General features: G+C 38.4%; 19 protein-coding genes. 4 read left to right on the forward strand and 15 right to left on the reverse strand.

The features are described from left to right. Positions 1-131 precede the first annotated feature (131 nt). The 10 genes from ric to H3Z82_RS00730 all read right to left on the reverse strand — a co-directional run bounded on the left by ric (position 132) and on the right by H3Z82_RS00730 (position 10,307). On the reverse strand, positions 132-863 hold the full coding sequence (gene ric / locus H3Z82_RS00685) for an iron-sulfur cluster repair di-iron protein (RefSeq protein WP_182201953.1): 732 nt from the start codon (positions 861-863) through the stop codon (positions 132-134). Between the two features lie 102 nt (positions 864-965). Further along, positions 966-1,400 (reverse strand): RrF2 family transcriptional regulator, encoded by a 435-nt coding sequence (locus tag H3Z82_RS00690; protein ID WP_182201954.1) that lies wholly within the window; start codon positions 1,398-1,400, stop codon positions 966-968. 80 nt (positions 1,401-1,480) lie between these two features. Continuing rightward, the gene (locus tag H3Z82_RS00695; RefSeq protein WP_182201955.1) at positions 1,481-2,182 is read right to left on the reverse strand and encodes a sulfite exporter TauE/SafE family protein; all 702 of its coding nucleotides are present in this window, start codon (positions 2,180-2,182) and stop codon (positions 1,481-1,483) included. After that, the gene (locus H3Z82_RS00700) at positions 2,183-2,629 is read right to left on the reverse strand and encodes a FixH family protein (RefSeq protein WP_182201956.1); all 447 of its coding nucleotides are present in this window, start codon (positions 2,627-2,629) and stop codon (positions 2,183-2,185) included. It lies immediately after the preceding gene. Positions 2,630-2,757: 128 nt separating this feature from the next. Further along, the gene (gene ccoG / locus H3Z82_RS00705) at positions 2,758-4,182 is read right to left on the reverse strand and encodes a cytochrome c oxidase accessory protein CcoG (protein ID WP_182201957.1); all 1,425 of its coding nucleotides are present in this window, start codon (positions 4,180-4,182) and stop codon (positions 2,758-2,760) included. A gap of 67 nt (positions 4,183-4,249) precedes the next feature. After that, a complete protein-coding gene (locus tag H3Z82_RS00710) occupies positions 4,250-5,128 on the reverse strand; it encodes a cbb3-type cytochrome c oxidase N-terminal domain-containing protein (protein ID WP_182201958.1) in 879 nt (292 codons plus the stop codon). Beyond that, a complete protein-coding gene (locus H3Z82_RS00715; protein WP_182201959.1) occupies positions 5,125-5,310 on the reverse strand; it encodes a CcoQ/FixQ family Cbb3-type cytochrome c oxidase assembly chaperone in 186 nt (61 codons plus the stop codon). The genes H3Z82_RS00710 and H3Z82_RS00715 overlap by 4 nt, the downstream gene beginning before the upstream one ends. Before the next feature lie 5 nt (positions 5,311-5,315). After that, positions 5,316-7,499: a cytochrome-c oxidase, cbb3-type subunit I gene (ccoN, locus tag H3Z82_RS00720; RefSeq protein ID WP_182201960.1), complete on the reverse strand. Its 2,184-nt coding sequence runs from the start codon at positions 7,497-7,499 to the stop codon at positions 5,316-5,318. A 9-nt stretch (positions 7,500-7,508) separates the two neighbouring features. Next, on the reverse strand, positions 7,509-7,703 hold the full coding sequence (gene ccoS, locus H3Z82_RS00725; protein WP_182201961.1) for a cbb3-type cytochrome oxidase assembly protein CcoS: 195 nt from the start codon (positions 7,701-7,703) through the stop codon (positions 7,509-7,511). A 216-nt stretch (positions 7,704-7,919) separates the two neighbouring features. Continuing rightward, positions 7,920-10,307 carry a heavy metal translocating P-type ATPase gene (locus H3Z82_RS00730; protein WP_182201962.1) on the reverse strand — a complete coding sequence of 796 codons (2,388 nt, stop codon included), beginning with the start codon at positions 10,305-10,307 and terminating at the stop codon, positions 7,920-7,922. Positions 10,308-10,451: 144 nt separating this feature from the next. On the opposite strand from H3Z82_RS00730, the gene H3Z82_RS00735 reads away from it, so the two are divergent. Next, a complete protein-coding gene (locus tag H3Z82_RS00735; protein WP_235982198.1) occupies positions 10,452-11,087 on the forward strand; it encodes a Crp/Fnr family transcriptional regulator in 636 nt (211 codons plus the stop codon). Positions 11,088-11,218: 131 nt separating this feature from the next. Here the strand turns inward: H3Z82_RS00735 and H3Z82_RS00740 are convergent, their stop codons facing one another. Then, entirely contained in the window at positions 11,219-13,165 is a 1,947-nt protein-coding gene (locus tag H3Z82_RS00740) for a S9 family peptidase (protein ID WP_182201964.1), read from the reverse strand. A 163-nt stretch (positions 13,166-13,328) separates the two neighbouring features. On the opposite strand from H3Z82_RS00740, the gene H3Z82_RS00745 reads away from it, so the two are divergent. The 3 genes from H3Z82_RS00745 (at position 13,329) to H3Z82_RS00755 (ending at position 16,371) form a co-directional block, all read left to right on the forward strand. Continuing rightward, complete coding sequence (locus H3Z82_RS00745; protein WP_182201965.1) at positions 13,329-14,456, forward strand: vWA domain-containing protein; 1,128 nt, start codon at positions 13,329-13,331, stop codon at positions 14,454-14,456. Positions 14,457-14,597: 141 nt separating this feature from the next. Then, a complete protein-coding gene (locus H3Z82_RS00750) occupies positions 14,598-16,064 on the forward strand; it encodes a MoxR family ATPase (RefSeq protein ID WP_182201966.1) in 1,467 nt (488 codons plus the stop codon). 157 nt (positions 16,065-16,221) lie between these two features. Then, positions 16,222-16,371, forward strand: coding sequence for a hypothetical protein (locus H3Z82_RS00755; protein WP_182201967.1), 150 nt, complete (start codon positions 16,222-16,224; stop codon positions 16,369-16,371). Positions 16,372-16,504: 133 nt separating this feature from the next. Here the strand turns inward: H3Z82_RS00755 and H3Z82_RS00760 are convergent, their stop codons facing one another. The 4 genes from H3Z82_RS00760 to H3Z82_RS00775 form a co-directional block, all read right to left on the reverse strand. Continuing rightward, positions 16,505-18,127 (reverse strand): M1 family metallopeptidase, encoded by a 1,623-nt coding sequence (locus tag H3Z82_RS00760; protein ID WP_182201968.1) that lies wholly within the window; start codon positions 18,125-18,127, stop codon positions 16,505-16,507. A gap of 3 nt (positions 18,128-18,130) precedes the next feature. Next, positions 18,131-19,468 (reverse strand): M28 family peptidase, encoded by a 1,338-nt coding sequence (locus tag H3Z82_RS00765; RefSeq protein WP_182201969.1) that lies wholly within the window; start codon positions 19,466-19,468, stop codon positions 18,131-18,133. 46 nt (positions 19,469-19,514) lie between these two features. Further along, the gene (locus H3Z82_RS19555) at positions 19,515-20,816 is read right to left on the reverse strand and encodes a DUF6265 family protein (protein WP_235982205.1); all 1,302 of its coding nucleotides are present in this window, start codon (positions 20,814-20,816) and stop codon (positions 19,515-19,517) included. 289 nt (positions 20,817-21,105) lie between these two features. Continuing rightward, positions 21,106-22,911: an acyl-CoA dehydrogenase family protein gene (locus tag H3Z82_RS00775; protein WP_182201970.1), complete on the reverse strand. Its 1,806-nt coding sequence runs from the start codon at positions 22,909-22,911 to the stop codon at positions 21,106-21,108. Positions 22,912-22,921: the final 10 nt, after the last annotated feature.

The following is a 22,921-nucleotide window of genomic DNA, read 5'->3' on the forward strand; positions in this document are numbered from 1 at the left end:
AGCTCTAAAAAAAAACACTTCCTATCGTTTCTTTTATAATGGCATTTGGTTTTCCCTCAAAGAAACGTGCAAATACCCTCTACAGGTCAAGAAACGAAACGGAAGTGTTTCATCAACAATTAAAACCAAAACTAATTGAGAGTTTGCTCCAGCGCGATTGCTTTAGGGAACAAAATATTATTTTCTAAATGGATGTGCAGGTGTAAATCTTTTTCAAATTCATCCAGCATGGCAAAAGTGACTCTATAGGTGTTACAGGCATCAGCTGGTGGCGTATAATTATTTGTAAGTTCTACGATTTTTCTGAAGCGGTCACCTTCAAGCTCATGATCATGTTTCATCAAGGCAATTGGATTCTCTACGGTAGTAAATTGTGGAGAATCAATTTTGGTACCTTCCATTTGGGCCTTCACCATGCGTTTTATAAATGGAAAGAGGATGAGCTCTTCTTTTTTCATATGTGAAGCCATTTCTTTGGCGCAGCCAATAAAAAGTGTCGTAATTTCTAATAATTCTGGATGTCTCCTACCGTGTACTTTACAAAGCTTATCTAAGAATTGACGTAATACAGGTGTTTTTTCTTCAACATACCTATGGTGCTTCTTTTCAATATATTCTGCCAATAAATCTAGTGGCCATGATTGATAATCAATTGATTGTTGATTGTTTGAGATTTGAATTTCCAAAAGTTTACCCAGTAGTTCTTCAACCTCGATATTGTTTTTTTTACAAACTTCTTCAACCGTTCTATCGCCTTTACAGCAAAAGTCAATGCCATAGTTTGAAAATACTGCGGCGGTTCTGAAATCGTCAGCTACAAACTGACCGATCTGTTTCTGTGCGTCTCTATGTAATGTTTCCATAAATTTTTTCCCATCCTCTAAACACAAGGATATCTTTGGGGTTTTTTTGATTAGACAATTATTATTTCGGATAAATTTATCCTATTTAGATGTAAATTTTTTTTAAATTTTTAAAAATGATGCTCCAGACTTGATGTCTAAAGCCATTTGCTCAAGATTGGTGCTTTCTAACATAATCTTTAATTCGTTGCGTATGGTTTTAAATTGATCATGCACCGGACAAGGATGGTTTTCATCACAAACGTTAAGTCCCAAGCCACAGCCATGATAGATACTGTCGCCGTCAATGGAGTTTACAATTTGAGAAAGTTTAATGGAAGCAATGGCTTCCTTCGGAATTTCAAATCCCCCATAAGCACCTTTTACTGAATTGATTATTTTATCCCTTACTAAGGCTTGGAGAATTTTAGCTGTAAATGCCTCAGGAGAATCAATTTCCTTCGCAATTTCCTTTAAACTGACCCGATTGCCATCATAAGAATTCAAGGCTATATAAATAGACGCTTTGATACCGTATTCGCAAGCTTTTGAAAACATATAAGGTTTTTTATTAAGACAAATATACATTAAATTTTAATTCGGACAAAAATATCCGTATTAAAATGTTACTATTAATTTTAATCACAGTCAATCGTGCCTTGGACCATGTCTACAACTGGAGCAGGGGAGATGTAAGGAATACCTAATCCCATGCCTCGCAGAATAAATAAAAGCCCTATAATGACCACAAATACTGGAATTGCTTTTTGAATGCGCTGTTTCACTTTGGTATTTAAAAATTTACCGAGATAAATAGCTGTAGTCATTAATGGGATGGTGCCTATGCCAAACAATGCCATATATAAACTCCCTCTCAGAGCGCCTTCCATTGCCAAAGAAGCAAACACTGCCATATAGACGAGTCCGCAAGGGAGAAATCCATTGAGAAATCCGATTGTCAGAAACGTGTCTGCTGTTTTTTTCTTAAATGCTTGACCTAAAGCTGATTTTACTTTAGAAATGAGCTTATAGATAGGTTTTGAAAAATTGTACTTATTGAAAACTCTGGTGGGTAGGAGGACTACAATGATCATTAAAATTCCGATAAATATGGAAAGTTGCTGTTGTAAGCCAAAAATATAAAGACTTTTACCAACCAACCCAAAAAAGAGGCCTATGATGCTATAGGCTAATATTCGTCCAAAGTGATAGGTAAATATCTGGAAGACTTTTTTTCCGGTATTTTCACGATCAACGGGTAGCATAAAAGCGATTGGACCGCACATACCCACGCAATGAAAACTTCCTAAAAGGCCAAGTATGACAGCAGACCAGAGCATTTAATAGACAATATCCTTTTTATATAAATAAAGATCGTCGTTATATGCCCAATCCACTTTGATGTTCCAACGACCACCTAATAAACTTTTGTCAGGTATGAGCAAATTATGTTCAGACAATGAAATTTCTTTTTCAAAGTCCAGCTGTTTATTAGATGGTCTATATAGAAACACTCTTCCGGTTATTTTCGACGGTTCCATATCTTTTGGAAAACTTAAAAGAAGGCCTTCAGGAATGCGCTTCCAAGAAATATCTTCTGAAAGAAGTTGCGCATTTTTCTGTTTGCTCATGTCATTTTCAAACTCCAATTCTTGGTTGTAGTAGTTTTCAACGACCAAGTCATGTTCATATTTTTTGTTGACGGTCATGGAAATGACAAAATATAATATAAAGCTTATAAAAAATATAAACGCCAACACAATTCCTGTACCCCAATTTATTTTCATAGTCTCTACACGCCTGCAAAAGCAGGAATCTTCATTTTTAACTTGTTAATATGTTTTGGAAACCTACAGGCGCTACCATTTTTTGTGGGCAAACCTTGCAGACTACCGCATTATTCTTTTTCGGAAATCTAATTATAACTTCGCGGTCCTAAGAAGTTAACCGATGTTGTTTCAATCAATTCATCGCCACTGTACACCTCGATCATTACTTTGTTCTTATCCGAATTTAATTCACTTTGGTCAATTTCAATAAACATCGTGCCCTCGGCCAAACCTTGTTCTGGAACGCTAAAACCATCCTTAGCAGAAACGAGCTTGACAACACCATTATAACCTCTCAATTTGAAATTAACCTCTGGGATTTCCTTGGTAGTCTTATTGATCAGTTTATAGGTAAATACATTACTAATGATGTTATTATCCTTTTGCTCGTACAATTGACCAGGAAGCCTCAAGACACGCGCTTGTAAATCATTTCTTAAAAGCAACATCCCTAAAAGAAGGCCTGTTAAAATTACCAAAACAGCAGAATAGCCTTTTAAACGTGGCGTAAATTCAAATTTCTTTTTCTTTTCGATATTTTCTTCACTGGCATATCTAATAAGGCCTTTTGGCAGATTGATACTCTCCATAATATGATCACACTCGTCAATACATGCCGTACAATTGATACATTCTAATTGTGTACCGTTTCTAATGTCAATACCCGTTGGACAAACATTAACACATTGAAAACAATCAATGCAGTCTCCAAAACCAAGCGCTTCCCGATCTTCGTTTTTTCTGAATTTCTTTCTGCCATTTTCACCTTCACCCCGTTTGTGATCATAGGCCACAACGATGGATTTATTATCCAATAGAACCCCTTGTAACCTGCCGTAAGGACAGGCGATAATACAAACTTGCTCTCTGAACCAGGCAAACACAAAATAAAAGACACCCGTAAAGATAAGCAAAGGAACTAAAGTGCTGGCGTGCGCTACAGGACCTTCAGCTATATAAACCAACAATTTGTCACTGCCAATTAAAAAAGCCAAAAACACATTGGCAATGATGAAGGATATGGTTAAGAAGAGAAACCACTTGAATCCTTTTTTTCTAATCTTTTCCGCATTCCATGCTTGTCGGTCCAGACGCATCTGTGCACCCCTATCACCCTCAATGGCATATTCAATTCTTCTAAATACCATTTCCATAAAAATGGTCTGTGGGCAAATCCATCCACAGAATATACGACCAAATGCCACGGTAAATAGGGCGATAAAAATCACTCCAATTAACATTGAAATGACAAAAAGATGAAAGTCTTGTGGCCAAAAAGGAAATCCGAAAATATTAAAACGGCGTTCTAATATGTTGAACATTAAGAACTGGTTACCGTTGATTTTAATAAATGGTGCTGATAAAAAGAAAGCTAACAGTATATAGCTCACCCACTTCCGGTAATCGTAAAATTTTCCGCTTGGTTTTTTGGGAAATACCCATTTTCGATTACCTTCTTCAGTAAGTGTGCCTATTGAATCTCTAAAACTTTCGTTCCCTGGTGTTTCCACAATATTTTATATTTTATCCCTTAGGATATGATCAGCATTTCAAAACAAAAAGCCGAATACTTTTAATCTATTCTTCTACCCAAAGCTCACCCTCTGGCTCTTTTGGATTGGCAGGTGTTGTACCTTGGAAGGTCAGAATATAACTTGATACCTGAGCCATTTCAACGGGTTTTAGAGTGGATTTCCATGGTACCATTCCTTTTCCACTACGTCCACCTTCACTTACGGTGTGGAAAATATTCTTAATGCCACCACCCAATATCCAATATTCGTCGGTGAGGTTTGGACCAATTCCACCACCGCCATCTGGCATGTGGCAGGCCACGCAATAAGCGTCATATACGACTTTTCCATTAGCTAAATCAGCAGGATCTGTCATGACGGTTACCGACTCAGCATCAATCAGGTCTGGTGCGTTTTTCTTATATTCCTCCAACTCCATTTTAGCAAGTTCTAAAGTAGAATGTAACTCGTCATATTGAGTGGGACCGTTGAATACATGGTAACGCAACATATAGATTGCAGCGAATACAATTGAGGCGTAAAAACCATAGCGCCACCATGGCGGAAGATCGTTGTCCAACTCCCTAATGCCATCATAGTCGTGGTCGAGAATAATTTCACCTTCCTTTTCAATAGGCTTGGATCCCAACATTTTTTTGTAGGTTTTTTTGACCCATTCCACAATCTTTGGTGTGGAGGTTTTAGTTGTCAGATACCTGGCTTTAGCAGCTTCATCCAAACTTTGAAACATTACATTCTCCAAAGCCGCAATTATCGCTTCAATACCTATTATGAGAAGTAATATCAGTACCAAGAACAATACAACCATGGGATTGTTCATAAATGCAGGTTCGTGCGGTGTCCCAACAAATAGTTCTATGATACCCCAAATAATAAAGAATATTACGGGTACCCTAACATAAGACGGAATTAAATTTCTCATAATTGTGTATCGTTTTGGTTGTCTAAAGGAATGTCGCTCATTCTATCGATATATTCTTTTTTGGCGGTGAATACCCACCAAAAAAGAGCAACGAAGAAAATGAAAAATATGAGCAAGGAAATCATTGGGTATATTTCAATACCAGAAATGCTATCCATGTGATTTTTTATATATTTCAACATAATGGTTAGTTTAGTGTTGTTTCTACATCTTTAACTTTAATATCAGTGCCGAGACGCTGTAAGTAGGCGATAATGGCCACAATTTCACGGTCACGCATTTCAACAAAATCAGCACCACCATTTTCTTTGTCTTTTTCGTAAGCCTCTGCAAACGCCGGATCACCGTATAGGTTCTCCTCAATTTCAATTCCTTGTTCGGTCATGCTTTGCTGTGCATTTGCCACGTCTTCTTCAGTATATGGCACGCCCAAGGTCATCATCGTTCTCATTTTTCGCTCCGTAACCGACTTATCCAACTTATCAGTGATCAGCCATTTATAACCTGGCATAATAGAACCGGATGAGGTACTCTGTGGGTCATACATATGATTGAAGTGCCAACTGTCAGAGTATTTGCCGCCAATTCTGTGTAAGTCTGGCCCTGTACGCTTACTTCCCCATAAGAATGGATGGTCGTACACGTATTCACCAGCCTTGGAGAATTCACCATAACGCTCTACTTCGTCTCTAAATGGTCTAATCATTTGAGAGTGACAGCCTACACAACCTTCTCTAATATAAAGGTCTCTACCTTCAAGTTCGAGCGGGGTATATGGTTTTACACTCGTAATGGTTGGAATGTTGGAATCTATCATAATGGTTGGAATAATTTGCACAATCCCACCAATAAGTATAGCTATTGTTGCTCCAATAGTTAATTGTACAGGTCTACGCTCTAACCAACTGTGCCAGTGTTCGCCAGCAACCATGCCTTTAGAAACGCGTTGTAGTGCTGGGGCCTCTGCAAGCTCGTCAGTAACTGTGCTACCCTTTCTAACCGTTTGAACAATATTATAAATCATGACAATCATTCCCGTCAAGTATAAGGTACCACCGATTGCTCGCATCCAATACATTGGCATAATTTCAGTAACGGTTTCCAAGAAGTTACCGTAAACCAAAGTACCATCAGGATTGAATTGTTTCCACATACTGGCTTGCGTAAAACCGGCAACGTATAATGGCAAGGCATACATGATGATTCCCAATGTTCCTATCCAGAAATGCAGATTGGCCATGCCAGTAGAATAGAGCTTTGATTTGGTCAAACGAGGAATCAACCAATACACCATTCCAAAAGCTAAGAATCCGTTCCACGCCAAAGCTCCTACGTGAACGTGGGCAATAATCCAGTCTGTATAATGCGCAATGGCATTTACGTTTTTGAGCGATAACATCGGACCTTCAAACGTGGCCATTCCATAACCGGTAATAGCAACTACCATAAATTTAAGAACAGGATCTGTTCTTACCTTGTCCCAAGCACCACGAAGGGTTAAGAGTCCGTTGATCATCCCTCCCCAAGAAGGCATTAATAACATGACTGAGAATGCCACACCTAAATTTTGTGCCCATTCTGGTAGGGCAGTATATAATAAGTGATGCGGCCCTGCCCAAATATAAATAAAGATCAACGACCAGAAGTGAACTATGGAAAGCCTATAGGAATATACAGGTCGGTTAGCTGCTTTAGGTACAAAATAGTACATCAGACCTAAAAACGGCGTGGTCAGGAAAAACGCCACGGCATTATGTCCATACCACCATTGTACTAAAGCATCTTGAACCCCTGCATAAACCGAATAACTTTTAAATGCGCTAACAGGAAGTTCTAAACTGTTAAAAATATGAAGTACGGCAACCGTAACAAAAGTGGCAATATAAAACCAAATGGCTACATATAAATGGCGTTGTCTTCTTCTTAAAATTGTACCGATAAGGTTCCACCCAAAAACAACCCAAACAAATGCAATAGCAATATCAATAGGCCACTCTAATTCAGCATATTCCTTGGAGGTTGAAAAACCCAACGGTAGTGTAATTGCCGCAGCAGCAATGATTAATTGCCAGCCCCAAAAGTTAATATTACTTAAGGCATCACTGAACATTCTGGCTTTTAGCAATCGTTGCGAGGAATAATATACCCCAGCAAAAATGGCATTACCCACAAATGCAAATATAACCGCATTGGTATGTAAAGGTCTCAACCTTCCAAAACTTAACCATGATATGCCATCGGTAAGATTAGGGAATAGGAATAGAAAAGCTAATAAGAGCCCCACGATCATACCAATAAGCCCCCAAAACAGGGTGGCATAAAGGAATTTCTTAACGACTTTGTTATCGTAATAGAATTGTTGCATTTCCATAGTAAAAAATTATTCTTGGTTAGTTAGTTTTGATTTTTTTAATGTTTTTGGTTTTTCTTTTACTAATTCGTCTTCAAAAAGCATACGTACAGAAGGCGTGTAACTATCATCATACTGTCCGTTTTTTACGGCGAAAATGAAGGCAACAAAAAAGATGACGGCTACTAAAATACTAAGACTCAGTAATAAATATATAACACTCATACCTAATAGAAGTTATGGCTCAAAATTACATTTGACGGTTTTATTATTTTATGATATTTATCATGTTTTAAATATTCGAATTACGAATATCGGAATATTTTTATAAACTTTCTCTTTTTAATGCTGCGTTAATTCCTACGTTTTAATCGAGTAGGTTTTTGGATTTTGATTATCTAATATCTTAAATTTCCATGAAGCACGATCAGAGAATTCAATCTATTTTTCATTTTTTTTTAATTTACGCGCCGCCAAATTTGTTGTAATGGTTGTAAAAACAACGATACTGATTGAGCTTAAAGGCATCAAGATGGCTGCTACAACAGGTTCCAATCGTCCGGTGATGGCAAAAGAGAGACCCACAACATTGTACATAAATGAAAGTACAAAAGCCCATTTTACAATTTTAATGGCCGATTTTGACAAGTTAATAAAATCGCTGAGACTATTAAATCTTTCGGCGTCCAAAATAGCATCACAGGCAGGAGAAAACACATTTACGTTTTCTGAAAGCGCAATTCCAACGTTGCTTTGCGCAAGCGCCCCTGCATCATTCAGTCCATCTCCAATCATCAGTACCTTAGCGCCTTCGCTTTGATGGTGTTTGATATATTCCAACTTATCATCCGGCTTCTGATTGAAAAGTAATTTGGTTCTGGCAGGAAGCAATTTTTTTAAATTTTCCATTTCGCCTTCATTGTCTCCAGATAGGATAGCCAAATCATAATTCTTTTTAAGTTGATTAAACAATTGCGACAAGCCTTTGCGATAACTATTATAGAATGTGTATTTTCCTTTGTACGCATCGTTACTGCTAATATGGACAGAAGTATTCAAAGCAGCAGTTTCGTTTGTTTTTCCAACAAAATTTGCCGATCCAATTTTAATGCTGTCTTTTAAGTGCACCCCTTGAATACCTTGACCTACATGCTCTTCAAATTGATCGAGCATGATAATGTCATTTTCTTCCAATAAGTCATAAAGCGTTCGACTTAAGGGATGGTTGGAACCTCTCAGCGTGTTTTTCAATAACAGCGCTTCAGATGGAGAAAGGACATCGCCTTCATAAGTGGCAGTACTTTGTTTGTTGGAGGTAATGGTTCCGGTTTTATCGAATATAATTGTATTTATAGCTGCCAATTGTTCTATAACTGTAGCGTTTTTTAAATAGAATTTATGTTTGCCAAAAATACGAAGGATATTACCGAGTGTGAATGGTGCTGCGAGGGCAATGGCACACGGACAGGCAATAATCAAAACCGAAGTAAAAACGTTCAATGCCTTGCTGGAGTCAACAAATAACCAAAATGCTGTAGAAATAAAGGCGATACTCAGAATAACAATGGTAAACCGTTTACTGATCAGGTTGGTCAAGGTTGTAAATCCGTCTTCCTTAACATTGTTGAACACATCATTGCCCCATAATTGAGTCAAATAACTTTGCTCCACACTTTTCAAAGCCTCCATTTCAATACTTCCTGAAGTCTGTCTGCCACCGGCAAAAATTTTGTCTCCAGAAACCTTAGTAACTGGATCCGATTCTCCCGTTACAAAACTGTAATCGATTTTTGCCCTTCCTTTGATAAGGACCCCATCTACCGGAATCAATTCTTCATTTCTAATAAGCAGACGATCTCCTTTTTTAATATCATAAACTTGGATGGGTTGCTCCTGACCAGCTTTGGAAATTTTGGTTATAGCAATTGGAAAATAGGATTTATAGTCGCGTTCAAACGATAGAAACGAATAGGTTCTTTGTTGAAAGAATTTGCCCAGTAATAAAAAGAACAATAAGCCGGTTAAACTATCAAAAAAGCCTGACCCCAAATCAAACACAATATCCCACGTGCTTCGTAAAAATAGTACAATGATTCCTAAGGCAATCGGCACGTCAATATTTAGAACTTTGGCCCGAAGACCTTTGTAGGCAGAAATAAAATAATCTTGTGATGAATAGAAGACCACTGGAAGTGAAAACGCAAACATTAGCCATCTAAAAAATGGTTTGTACTGTTCCAACCAAAACTCTTTTACTTCAAAATACTCAGGAAACGATAGGAACATCACATTTCCAAATGCAAAACCGGCAATTCCAAGTTTGTAAATCAATGAGCGATTGACTTGACTTTTACCTGTGGAAAAATCCTCTAAACTGATATAAGGCTCATAGCCAATGGAGCTTAGTAAAATAACGGCTTCCTTTAAACTGTAATTTTGGGAGTTGAATTGGAGTCGCACCGTTTTTTTGCCAAAGTCAACCTGCGACGATGAAATATTTTTATTAAGCTTGTTAAGGTTTTCAAGAATCCAAATACACGAGCTACAATGGATTTGTGGAATATAAAGAGTGGCTATTTGCGATTTGCCGTCATCAAACTCTACCAGCTTGTCTATAATATTTTGCTGGGTTAGGAAATCGTATTTTCCTTGAATGTCTTTAGGTGTAGATCCTGGAGCAGATTGAAGATCATAATAGCAGGTGAGATCGTTTTCTGAAAAAATTTCATAAACCGTTTTACAGCCTTGGCAACAGAAAGTTTTATCGTCATAGAAAATAGTGGACGAATCAGAGAGATCTCCACAGTGGAAACAAGTTGAAGATTCCATAATTATGCTCATTTTTACCTTGTGCAAAGGTCGGAAATGATTATCATTTAAACTATGATAATTGTCATGATTTTCTTAATTTTGGGGGTCAATAAATAAGGCATGAGTAGATGTGAACAATGCATTGCACGTCAATTGAATTCGATGAAAACTTTAACTAAAGAAGAGCTTAAAGAGGTCGCTGCATGTAAGAGAACAATTTTTTATAAGAAAGGGGAGGTCATATTTGGAGAGAATGAAATGCTTTCTGGCGTTTATTGCGTTAGAGAAGGTATTTGTAAAATGACCAAATTGAGCGCTAATGGCAAGGATCATACAGTAAAATTGATGGGGAAGGGGAAGCTCATTGGACAGCGTTCGGTAATTAGTGATGAACGTACCCATTTAAGTGCCGTTGCTCTCAACGATGTGGAGTTGTGCTATGTGCCCAAAGATCAAATTTTGGGAAATATTAAATCTAATCAAGAATTTTCTTTTCATGTGTTGCAGAATTTGGCCCAAGATTTAAGGGAAGCCGAAGGGGATTTGATTAATATGGCCCAGAAATCTGTGAGACAGCGACTGTCAGAAGCTTTGACCTATGTGCGAGATAATTTTGGTGAAACTGCAGATGGTTATTTAAATGTTAACCTTTCCCGCGAGGACTACGCCAGTATCGTTGGGACTGCAACTGAATCAGCAATTAGAATTTTATCACAATTCAAAAAAGAGGGTCTAATCTCTACTGCCGGGAAACAAATTAAAATTGAGAAACTTCACGAATTGAAGCGTGTAGAGTAATACGGTTTCTTAAGTTTTTATACATAATAGCACAGTGGTGCATTCTCTTTCAAAAGGAAACCCTAAAGCTTTTAATGCTTTAGGGTTTTTTTTCAAAGTGTTATTCAAAGTTTGCTCAATGTTTCAAATCGCTAAGACTCGTCTTTAGCTTTAATCTCAGTAGCTTTCATTTCGCCATCGAGAGGTGCATTGGCATTTTTCAAATATTTATCTAAAAACTGCAGCACTCTGCTGTAGGCTTCAATCTGATTTTCTTTTTTGATAAATCCGTGTCCTTCATCCTCAAAGAGAACGTATTCTACTGGAACCCCATTTTCGCGGACTCCTGCTACAATTTCATCAGATTCTACCTGTAATACCCGTGGATCTTGAGCGCCCTGTAACACAATCAACGGCTTGGTTACTTTGTCTGTATGGAATAATGGCGAGATACGTTTGAGCCGCACAGAATCTTCTGTAAATGGATCGCCTAACTCTAAGTACAGTGATTTTCTCATGGATTCCCAATAAGGCGGAATACTCTTTAAAGTCCTGATCCAATTGGTCACCCCAAATAAATTGACGCCTACATCAAATTCTTCAGGAGCGTAGGTCAATGCTGCCATGGTCATATAGCCACCATAAGAACCGCCGATAATTCCAATTTTATCACCATCAATTTCCGGCTGGGTGGCCAGCCAGTTTTTGCCTTCCACACAATCCTGTAAATCCTTTTCACCGTGATTCAAATCGTCCATTTGATAAAAAGTTTTGCCGTACCCGCTGCTGCCGCGATTATTAACGGCCAAAACCGCATAACCATGGTTGACCATATATTGAATAAACGAATTAAAGCCTTGGCGTGACTGCCCTCCAGGTCCACCGTGTACCCAAACCATTGCAGGAACCTTGTTGTCCTTTGATGCTTGATGAGGGAGGTAGTAAATGGCCGGGATCTCCAAGCCATCAAAAGATTTATAACGAATAACCTTGGCGGTCACCAAATCTTCTGGATGAATCTCATCGTTGAGGACATTGGTCAGTTGATATTGTTCTTGTGTTTTAAAATTATAGGTATAGAGATTGGATGGCATATTAGAGCCTCCAACATACAAGCGCATCCATTGTTCATCATCACTAAATCCAACGCTGGAAATGCTTTGTACTCCGAAATCAGGTAAATCGATTGGCGTGTTGGTAGCGACATCTATAACTTCAATGACATTTTTCCCATCTTCGTTCACATAAACGACCATATAGGTGCCGTTTTTGGTGAAACCTGCACCCGCAATATCCCACGATTTTTCAAGAACCTTAGATTTCTCTTCGGTTTTGAGATCATATTTCATCAAATAAGAAAATTCCCCTCCATCATCGGTAGTATAATAAAGATTATCATTTAGAAAATCCTGTGCAGAGTTGCCGCTTTGACTGCTGTTGACTTTGGTTTTTTGTCTTGTTTTTACATTATAAACATATAAATCGCTGTCATTGGTGTTTAAGGATTGCGCTAAGGCAATATAATTTTTGTCCTTTGAGATCCCGCTGAAATTTAAGCCATCATTGTTTTGATATATCATTTTGGCCTTAAAGTTGGAAATGTCCATCTCATACACATCGAAAAATTTTGGATTCATTTTATTGGATCCATAGTAAAAGGATTTACCGTCATCCGCCCAACCATAAAATTGCGATTTTGCACTTTTTTCTGGGGTCAGATCTTTAATGGTTCCTGTAGTGTCGCGTAAATAAATATGGTCTATTTCATCGCCATTGCCGTCTGCAGACAGTAACATGCGATCATCATGGGGGAAAAATGATTCTGCAAAATAGGACGTGCTGTCGGAAGCAGTGATTGGCGTGTAGTTACCTCCAGTGATAGGCACCGTGTAAACATTGAAAATTCCTGATCGGTTACTTGAAATCAGGAGCTTGGAATTGTCAAAAGAAAAACTGCCACCAGTTACGGCTTCGTTATCCATAAATTGTTCAATAGTGTACTGCTCAACTTTGATGGCAGTATCTTCCTTTTTCTCCGCTTTTTGGTCTTTGCATGAAATGTAGAGAAGAAGGGTAATTGCAATAATGAAATGTTTCATGATTTTAGTGTTTTAGTTGGCTGTATGCGAATATAACTGATATCAGAATAATATCGCTCTATCAACGCGTTGATTTAAAGATAATAAAAAGGCATAAGTTGATTCATAAAATAGATGTTAATAGATTTATCAGTCGAGTAAAATATCGTATTTTTATCATGCTATGACAAATACAAACCCAATACGCAAAGGTTTCGTCTTCAAGACCTATGAAGCGCCTTTTCAATCACCTTTTGACAAGCTTTTCGAAATTTTCAAGGAATTGATTACCCATACTTCAGGAGATTTTGATGAGGCCATTGATTGGTTGAGAGAACTGGATAAAGAATATAAGTTGACCACCTCGGAATATACCATTGATGATTTCATTGAAGACCTCAAGAAAAAAGGTTATATAAGAGAAGAAATCGATCCGGACGGCAATGGTGGAATGGCCATTACTTCAAAAACAGAACGTGCCATCAGACAGCAAGCACTCGATCATATTTTTGGACAGATCAAACGGAGCGGACAGGGCAACCACAAAAGTAAAAGCCCTGGAATAGGCGATGAGCATACGGGCGATTTTAGAAATTATCAATTTGGTGATGCCTTGGATAAGGTATCGATAACCGAAAGTTTAAAAAATGCACAGATCAATCACGGTATTGGCGATTTTAGGCTCTCTGAAGAAGATTTGGTCGTGGAGGAAACCTTGCACAAATCGCAAATGAGTACGGTCTTGATGATTGATATCAGTCACAGTATGATTTTATACGGTGAAGATCGGATCACTCCTGCAAAAAAGGTTGCAATGGCTTTGGCCGAATTGATTACTACCCGATATCCAAAAGACACTTTGGATATTTTGGTGTTTGGAAATGATGCCTGGCAAATTGAAATCAAGGATTTACCGTATTTAAAAGTGGGCCCCTACCATACCAACACCGTTGCGGGATTACAATTGGCCATGGATTTACTCCGAAGAAAACGAAATACCAACAAACAAATCTTTATGATTACCGATGGAAAACCAAGTTGTTTACGACTTCCAGATGGTCAGTATTATAAAGACAGTGCGGGATTAAACCCGTATATCATGAATAAATGTTATGCCATGGCGCAGCAGGCCAGAAGATTGCACATTCCAATTACCACCTTTATGATTGCGCAAGATCCGTACTTAATGCGTTTTGTAACGGAATTTACAAAAGCCAATCAGGGGAAGGCGTTTTACACCGGGCTGAAAGGATTGGGTGAGATGATTTTTGAGGATTATGAAACCAACAGGAAAAAGCGGATTAGAGGATAGAAAGTTGGAAGAACGAAGCACGAAGCACGAAGCACACTCAACCTGCAAGGTTTCTAAAACCTTGTAGGTTTGAAGGAAATAACGATGATATAACAGTTCTAAAATAGTAAAACAAGAACTTTTTAAGCACAAGAATAATTTATGAAAATAGAAACTATAAAAACATTAGGCGAATTAAAAAAAGCCAATTATCAAAGCAAATCGATTAAAGACGAATTGCGAGATAATCTAATTCAGAAAATCAAAAATAAAGAAACCACATTTGAAGGCGTCCATGGCTATGAGAATACGGTGATTCCGGAATTGGAACGTGCCATACTTTCACGGCATAATATAAATTTATTGGGATTACGCGGACAAGCTAAAACAAGGTTGGCGCGTTTGATGCTCAACCTCTTGGATGACTATATTCCGGTGGTAGCAGGTTCTGAAATTAATGACGACCCTTTAAACCCCATTTCTCGATATGCCAAGGAATTGATCAAGGAAAAAGGCGATGAGACACCTATTGAATGGCTGCACAGAAGTGAACGATTTGCTGAGAAATTGGCAACGCCTGACGTAACGGTCGCTGATCTTATTGGTGATGTGGATCCAATCAAAGCAGCGAATTTGAAATTGAGCTACGCCGATGATCGCGTGATCCACTACGGGATGATTCCGCGCGCCAACCGCTGTATTTTTGTGATTAACGAATTACCGGATTTACAGGCAAGGATACAGGTGGCACTATTCAATATTTTGCAGGAAGGCGATATCCAAATCAGAGGCTTTAAGTTGAGATTGCCCTTGGATATTCAGTTTCTGTTTACTGCAAACCCTGAAGACTACACCAATAGAGGAAGTATTGTGACACCATTAAAAGATAGAATTGGCTCTCAAATCTTGACCCATTACCCAATTGATATTGAAACTGCCCGATTAATTACTGAACAAGAGGCGAGGGTAGTAGAAGAGCAGAATGACAAGGTTGCAGTTCCTGATTTGGCTCGGGATTTATTGGAGCAGATTGTTTTTGAAGCTCGCGAAAGTGATTTTATTGATTCTAAAAGTGGGGTGAGTGCCCGTTTGAGTATTACCGCTTTAGAGAACTTAATGAGTACGGCAGAACGTCGGGCTTTATTAGCTGGCGATGGGAAAACAATGGTGCGGTTAAGCGATTTTGTAGGGATAATTCCGTCCATAACCGGTAAAGTAGAATTGGTTTACGAAGGTGAACAGGAAGGTGCTGCCGTTGTCGCTTATAATTTAATTGGCGAGGGCGTTAGAAGTTTGTTCGAGGAATTTTTTCCAAAAATTGAAAAACTTAAGAAAGAGGATGCTGAAACCCCTTATGACGAGATTGTCTCTTGGTTTTTCAATCAAAAGGACGGCTTTGAACTTTTGGATGATTTGAACGATACAGACTATAAAATTCTTTTGGATACCATTTCACCATTAGATAAGCTGTTGGGTGAGTATCAACCCAATTTAGCCAAGGAGGAAAGTTACTTTGTCAAGGAGTTTGTGCTTTGGGCTCTGGTGGAATTCAAGCAATTGAACAAATTCCGATTTTCAGAAGGGATGCAATTTAAAGATCCTTATGGTAGTTTTATAAGTGGGATTTAAATTTTTGAAGAAATTTTGATGGTCTTAATTTGCTATGCAATTTTTATAAGTGTACTGATTTAGGTCAATTAAATGCTTCGTTGGGATAAATAGACTAATTGAATTACATTAACTTCATGCAGGTAGTTAAAAAATTATAACCTAAAAAAAGCAAATCATGAAAAACGACAAAGAGGAAGAAAATAAAAATAAGCAAAGTAAAAAAGATCACGCGATCAATATAAAAGGAGATGTTTCAGATGGTAACGAAACTAATCCGCAGGTTGAACAAAAAAAGGATATTCATCAACCAAGAGATCATGCGTAATTGTTTAAAGCTGTGCATTTAATAAGGTAAACAGCGAACATAAATCCAAATAAGGCATTCCGCTTGATAAAGCGGAATGTTTTGTTTTTGATTAGTTTATGAATCTAATTTTCTATTGCCAGAATTAATTTTGTTAGAGCTTATTTACGGTTATGTAAAAATCACTACTTACGCTAAGATCATCTGTCTTTATCAGGGTCAGGGACCAATCTGCTTTCGGATACAACCATTTTTCCGCACCATTAATAGAAACTTTCACCGGCATTTCAAAACCGTCTACAATATTGGTCCATCGGTATTTCAATTGTTGGTCTTTTATCTCATACTCCAATGTTGGAATTCTGACATCTCTCAAATATTGATTAAAAAAAGCAGACAAGTCAATTCCAGAAGTTTTAGAGATATAATTTTCAATCTGTTCTGTAGTGACTGTTTGATGATAAAATGTTTTATTCAGACCTCTTAAAATCTGTCGCCATTGCTCATCATTGTTAATCCATTGTCTTAGCGTATGCAACATATTCGCACCTTTGTAATACATGTCTCCAGATCCTGATTGGTTGACATTATACGGGCCTATAATGGGTACATCGTTTTGAATCCCCTGTCGTGTGCCGATAACATATTCTGCCCCGGCTTTTTTCCCATAAAAATACTCTACAAAAATACTTTCGGCATAGGCCGTAAAACTCTCGTGGATCCACATATCGGCAATATCCTTATAGGTAATGTTGTTGGCAAACCATTCGTGAGCTGATTCGTGGATGATGATAAAATCGAATTTTAAACCCCATCCCGTACCGGAGAGATCCCGACCTAAATAGCCGTTTTCATAGCCGTTGCCATAAGTAACGGAGCTTTGATGCTCCATACCCAAATAAGGAACTTCCACCAACTTATACCCATCTTCATAAAACGGATAAGGCCCAAACCAATGTTCAAAGGCTTCCATCATTCTTGGCGCATCTTTAAATTGTTTTTTGGCCTTTTCGAGATTATATTTTAGTACATAGTAATCCATTTTCAAGATGCCCTTTTCACCATTATAATCTTCAGAAAAATGGGCATAATCACCAATATTGACATTGACGCCGTAATTGTTGATGGGATTATTGACAAACCAATGATAGGTGCTTGTGCCATCTTTATGATCTTCAACGCCGCGCAATTGTCCGTTGGAAACCTCCATTAAAGCTTTTGGAACCCGAACGCTAATGAGCATGCTATCTACTTCATCATACATATGGTCTTTGTTGGGCCACCAAACGCTTGCGCCAAGCCCTTGACATGAAGTAGCAATAAAATCATTGCCATTGTCATCCTTTTTCCAAGAAAAACCACCATCCCAAGGAGCTCTTATGGCTTCTTTGGGTTGGCCTTCATAATAAACATCTAAACTTTGGAGGCTACCCTTTTTCTGATCACTCTTTAGCGTGATAAAGTGGGCGTTGCCTTGATGATCTACGCTTAACTCTTCTCCGTTTTGAGTGACTTTGGTGATGTTTAATGGGGCCTGTAAGTCGATTTGAAGTACAGAATTAGGTTCTAATACTTTATAATGCACGGAGTTTTTTCCTTTTATGGATTTTGTACTCGGATCAACAGAAATATCCAAATGATAATAGGTCAAATCCCACCAGACTCGTTCAGACGTAATGGAGCCTCTTAGACTATCTTGTTTTGTAAAGCTATTGTTCTGGCCGCTGAGGGTTTGAAATGATACTAAAATTAAAAGGAAAAAAATAGATTTGTTCATTGACTAATTTCTTAAGATTGAATTTGGAAAAACGACCACGCTTTCATAGCCATCTTTTCCTACGGAAGCAACGCCAAAATACGAATTGTCAATGACAATACCTTTCAGTGTAAATTCGTCAATATCTCCAACATATCTGGAATGGTCCCAAGTAGGTGAGGTTGTATCTCTCCAGTAAATTTTATAGCCCTTGGCGCCTTGCACTTTGTCCCATTTTAATTTCGCCGAAGCTTCTACAATCCCACCAATGGCAACGGATTTAGGTGGAGGTGGAGCAGAGGCTAGACTGGCCATGTTGATGGCATTGACTGCGGTCAATTTTGCGGCATACGGGAAATTAACATGTTCAAAAGTGTCGCCATAATTGATGCCATTTTCTGTGCGGATATCTTGATGTTGCTGCGTATAATTCTCATGCGCTTCCATGATACGGATGCCAGGATATCCTAAATCGTTGAACGGACGATGATGGCCGCCACGACCAAAACGGTCGAGTCTGTAAACCATCATCGGATTCATTTCGGGCATATAAGTTTGAGTCGTTTTATGAACGTAACGCGCCAATTGACGTGATATTCCATCCACTTCACCACCGTAAAAACGACGCATTTGACGTTCCCGATCGGTTTCTGTTGGAGGCACAGGCTCTGAAAATATTCTAAACGTTCGGTTGTCGATGACACCATCAACGCCTTCAATATTTCCAATCATATCATTATTTAGCACACCAATGATATCCCAGCCCTTTTCCTTGGCATAGGCAGCCAATCCTGCACCACCAAAAAGACCTTGTTCTTCACCGGAAAGCCCAACATAAACGATGCTGCTTTCAAACTTATATTTAGATAATACTCGGGCGGCTTCAATAGTTCCGGCCATTCCCGAGGCGTTGTCGTTGGCCCCTGGAGCATCTACGGTAAAATCCATGGTGTCGCTGCCGCGTGAATCGATATCACCACTCATTATTATGTATCGGTTTGGATATTTGGTGCCTCTTTGAATGGCTACCACATTAACGATCCAAGCATCATGAGGCACGCGATTATTGCCTTCTTTGGTGACAAAATCTTTTTGATAAAAAACGTCTAAACAATTCTGACACTCTTTAGAAATGGTTTCAAACTCTCGTTTAATCCAACGTCTGGCGGCTCCAATTCCACGAGTCTCAGAAACAGTGTCGCTAAACGTATTTCTAGTACCAAAATCGACAAGTGTTTGGACATCGTTTTTAATCCGGTCGGCAGATACGGCATCAATAATATCGTAAATTTTTTGATCTGTTTGAGCATTGAGATTTAAACAAAGAAAAAATACAATGCTGGATGTAATGAAATGGTTCATAGCATGAGTTATTTAGGTGTTGGAATGTTAACTTATAGATTCTGTTTTATTTTTTATAATCAAACTTGACGGTTTCAACACTGCCATCGTCTTGCCTGATATCAACATAAATGGTCATTTCGTTGGCACTGATTTTTTCAAAGGTCATGCCTTCAAAAACGACTTTATTTTCGGTGATTTCCTTTAGTGGGAAATCGATGGTTTTATCCTTTTCTTCCCAACCTTTAAGATCGTTTCCAAAATGTTTGAGCTGTAGGATGAGTGTGTTCTCCAATTCACGAATGATTTCAATTTCATAAAAAACCACTTTGCCGTTGTCAATCAACTTAAAAGTGGCCATCATCGAACCACCCGACGGTTCGCTCCAGTTTTCTTCCGTTTGTCCACCAAAAGCTTCACCTTTCCAATTGCCCGCTATCCATTTGATGTTTTCGAGCTTGGGCTCAAGTATCGCAGATGTATTTTCTAATGGGTTTGTGGCTGAGGTTGTCAACTCTCCAACAATGGCTAATTTTTTTCCGTCAGGACTCACTGCCATACGGCTAAGGTTTTGAATACCGTATGATTTCAAAGAAACTATTTCTATCCAGCCTAATTTGTTTTTGGGATTTAATTTGAAAAGTGCATCGTTTTTGGCCATCAGGATGCTCCCATCGGCCAGCCAACACATATCTTCAACTCCAAAAAGGGTGGGAGCTATGGTTTTTATGGATCCAGTTTTGGGATTTAAAGATTTTATTTCTGAAGTACCATCCATGTTTTTAGAAATAAAACTGATCAAGTTTGAATTTGGGATATGATGTAAGGACCTGCCAACACGTGGTGTTATTCTTTTATTTTTACCTGTTTTTAAATCAGAGCTATAAAGAGACAGAAAATCTGATTCTAAAACAGAAGAAATAATAGTGTTTTTGTCAAACCAAAGGTGGTATCCAACCACTAAAGTATCTAACAAAACAGTATTCGTACTGTTTTTTAAGTCATATCTATAAAGGCGTTGTTTCCCGTCAGGATCCAATCGGATGGCTGAAACAGCATTTTGGTTTGGAATTTTTAATGGGGAATATTCACCACCTTCTGTAAAGCAAATCCAGGTTTTTGTATCGTAATTGAGGTCGTATTTAACGATATCGGTTTGGCCATTGCGGGTACCGGCGTATAAAAGGGTTTTATCATCTAAAAATGAAGGCTGATTATCATAGCCCTCATTGTCTGAAATATTTTTGAAATTAGAGAGTTCGATGCCTCCATTTTCAATGTTTAAATCGAATAAGAAGACCTCAGTATTGGGTTGAGTGAATCCTATTAGGGATCCAAAAGCAAACAGAATTAGGAAATTTAATTTCATAGAGGCTTATTTTTATAAAGATATAATTTTTGGATGTAAATTGGGTATTAAATTTTCAGGGCCATTAGTGTTCTCTACAAGTTTAATGAGGAAAAGGAAGAGAAGTTAAAATGAGATTTTATCAATCAAGAACATTGAGGTATTAAAACCATTGGTGGGTGGAAATCAAAAAGCCAATTCAAATTAATGAATTGGCTTTTCTTTGTTAATCAAATTTGAGTTAGTCAAAATTTCAGAAACAATTTATGTATCGGATTGTTTCGCACTGAAGTTTCAGGTTGAAAATTAATTATAAATTATACATATTATCCGCTTTAACTTTTTCTGCAATAGTGTTGCGCAAATCTACAATATCTGGGTAGTTGGTGTATTTCACATAACGTCTCAAGCCCATCAATAACATGCGTTGCTCATCGCCTTCTGCAAATGAAATAATACTTTCTTTTCCATTTTTCTCAACAATAGAAACCGCATTGTACAAATACAATTTCGCCATGGCGATTTGAATTTCCTGCTCTTTCTCACCAAAACGCTTTGCGTTTTTCTCTGCTCTTAAAATGGTAGATTCCGCCATGTAAATCTCAATAAGGATGTCTGACGCCGCCAACAATAATTGTTGGTGACCTTCTAATTCTGGACCAAATTTTTGAACTGCGGCTCCAGCTACCATTAAGAAAACCTTCTTAAGTTTGGCAATCATTTCCTTTTCTTCAGCAAACAACTCAGAGTAGTCTGGAGTTTCAAAAGATGGGATACCCAATAATTCGTCAGCGACAGCTTGAGCTGGACCCAATAAATCCACGTGCCCTTTCATGGCTTTTTTGACCAACATACCCACAGAAAGCATTCTGTTGATTTCGTTGGTTCCTTCATAGATTCTTGCAATACGTGCATCTCTCCAAGCCGCTTCCATCGGCGTGTCTTTAGAGAAGCCCATCCCACCAAAAATTTGGATGCCTTCGTCAGCACAGTTCTGAAGATCTTCAGAAACAGCAACTTTCAAAATGGAACACTCAATGGCATATTCTTCAACACCTTTAAGTTCCGCTTCCTGATGCGAGTTGCCAGCTGCTTGACGCATGGCAATGCGGTCTTCTATGTTTTTGGCAGCTCGGTAGGAGGCTGATTCACCAGCGTAAGTACTGGTAGCCATTTCGGCTAACTTCATTTTAATGGCACCAAAATCTGAGATTCGCGTATTGAACTGCTTACGCTCATTAGCGTATTCAACGGCAGTTGTTGTGATTCTTCTTTGCGAATCCAAACAGGCTGCAGCCAATTTAATACGCCCAATATTCAAGGCATTCATGGCTATTTTAAAACCTTCACCACGACCGGCCAACATGTTTTCTACAGGAACAACGGTGTCACTAAAAAAGACTTGTCTTGTTGAAGACGCGTGGATTCCCAATTTATTTTCTTCCTCGCCTAAGGTAATTCCATTGGAAGGATCTTGCTCAACTATAAAACCAGTGATATTTTTATCATTCTCTATACGTGCAAATACAATGAACAAGTTACAGAAGCCCGCGTTAGAGATCCACATTTTCTGTCCGTTGATTTTGTAAGACTTTCCATCTTCAGATAACGTAGCCGTAGTTTTTCCAGAATTGGCATCAGAACCAGCGCCTGGTTCAGTTAGTGCATACGCACCAAACCATTCTCCGCTCGCTAATTTAGGAACGTATTTCTGTTTTTGTTCCTCAGTTCCATAGAGGGTGATTGGCATAGTTCCAATTCCTGTATGTGCTCCAAAAGCCGTACTGAATGATCCAGTTCCACTGGAAATGTATTCACAAACAATCATGGTTGAGACAAAGCTCATGCCCATTCCGCCATAAGCTTCAGGAACAGAGACGCTCAAAAAGCCCATGTCGCCTGCTTTACGCATGACTTCCTCAGTCAATGCATAATCCTTGGCTTCAAAACGATCTTTATGCGGAATAATCTCACGATCATTAAACTCCTTGACGGAGTCGCGCATCATTTTTTGCTCTTCATTAAAATCTTCTGGTGTGAAGACATCTTCGCATTTGGTTTCCTTGACGATGAACTGGCCACCTCTTAGTATTTCTTTTTCTTGTTGTGTTTCCATAGTAGTTAGA

Source organism: Gelidibacter maritimus, assembly GCF_014062315.1.
GTDB classification, from domain to species: Bacteria; Bacteroidota; Bacteroidia; order Flavobacteriales; family Flavobacteriaceae; genus Gelidibacter; species Gelidibacter maritimus.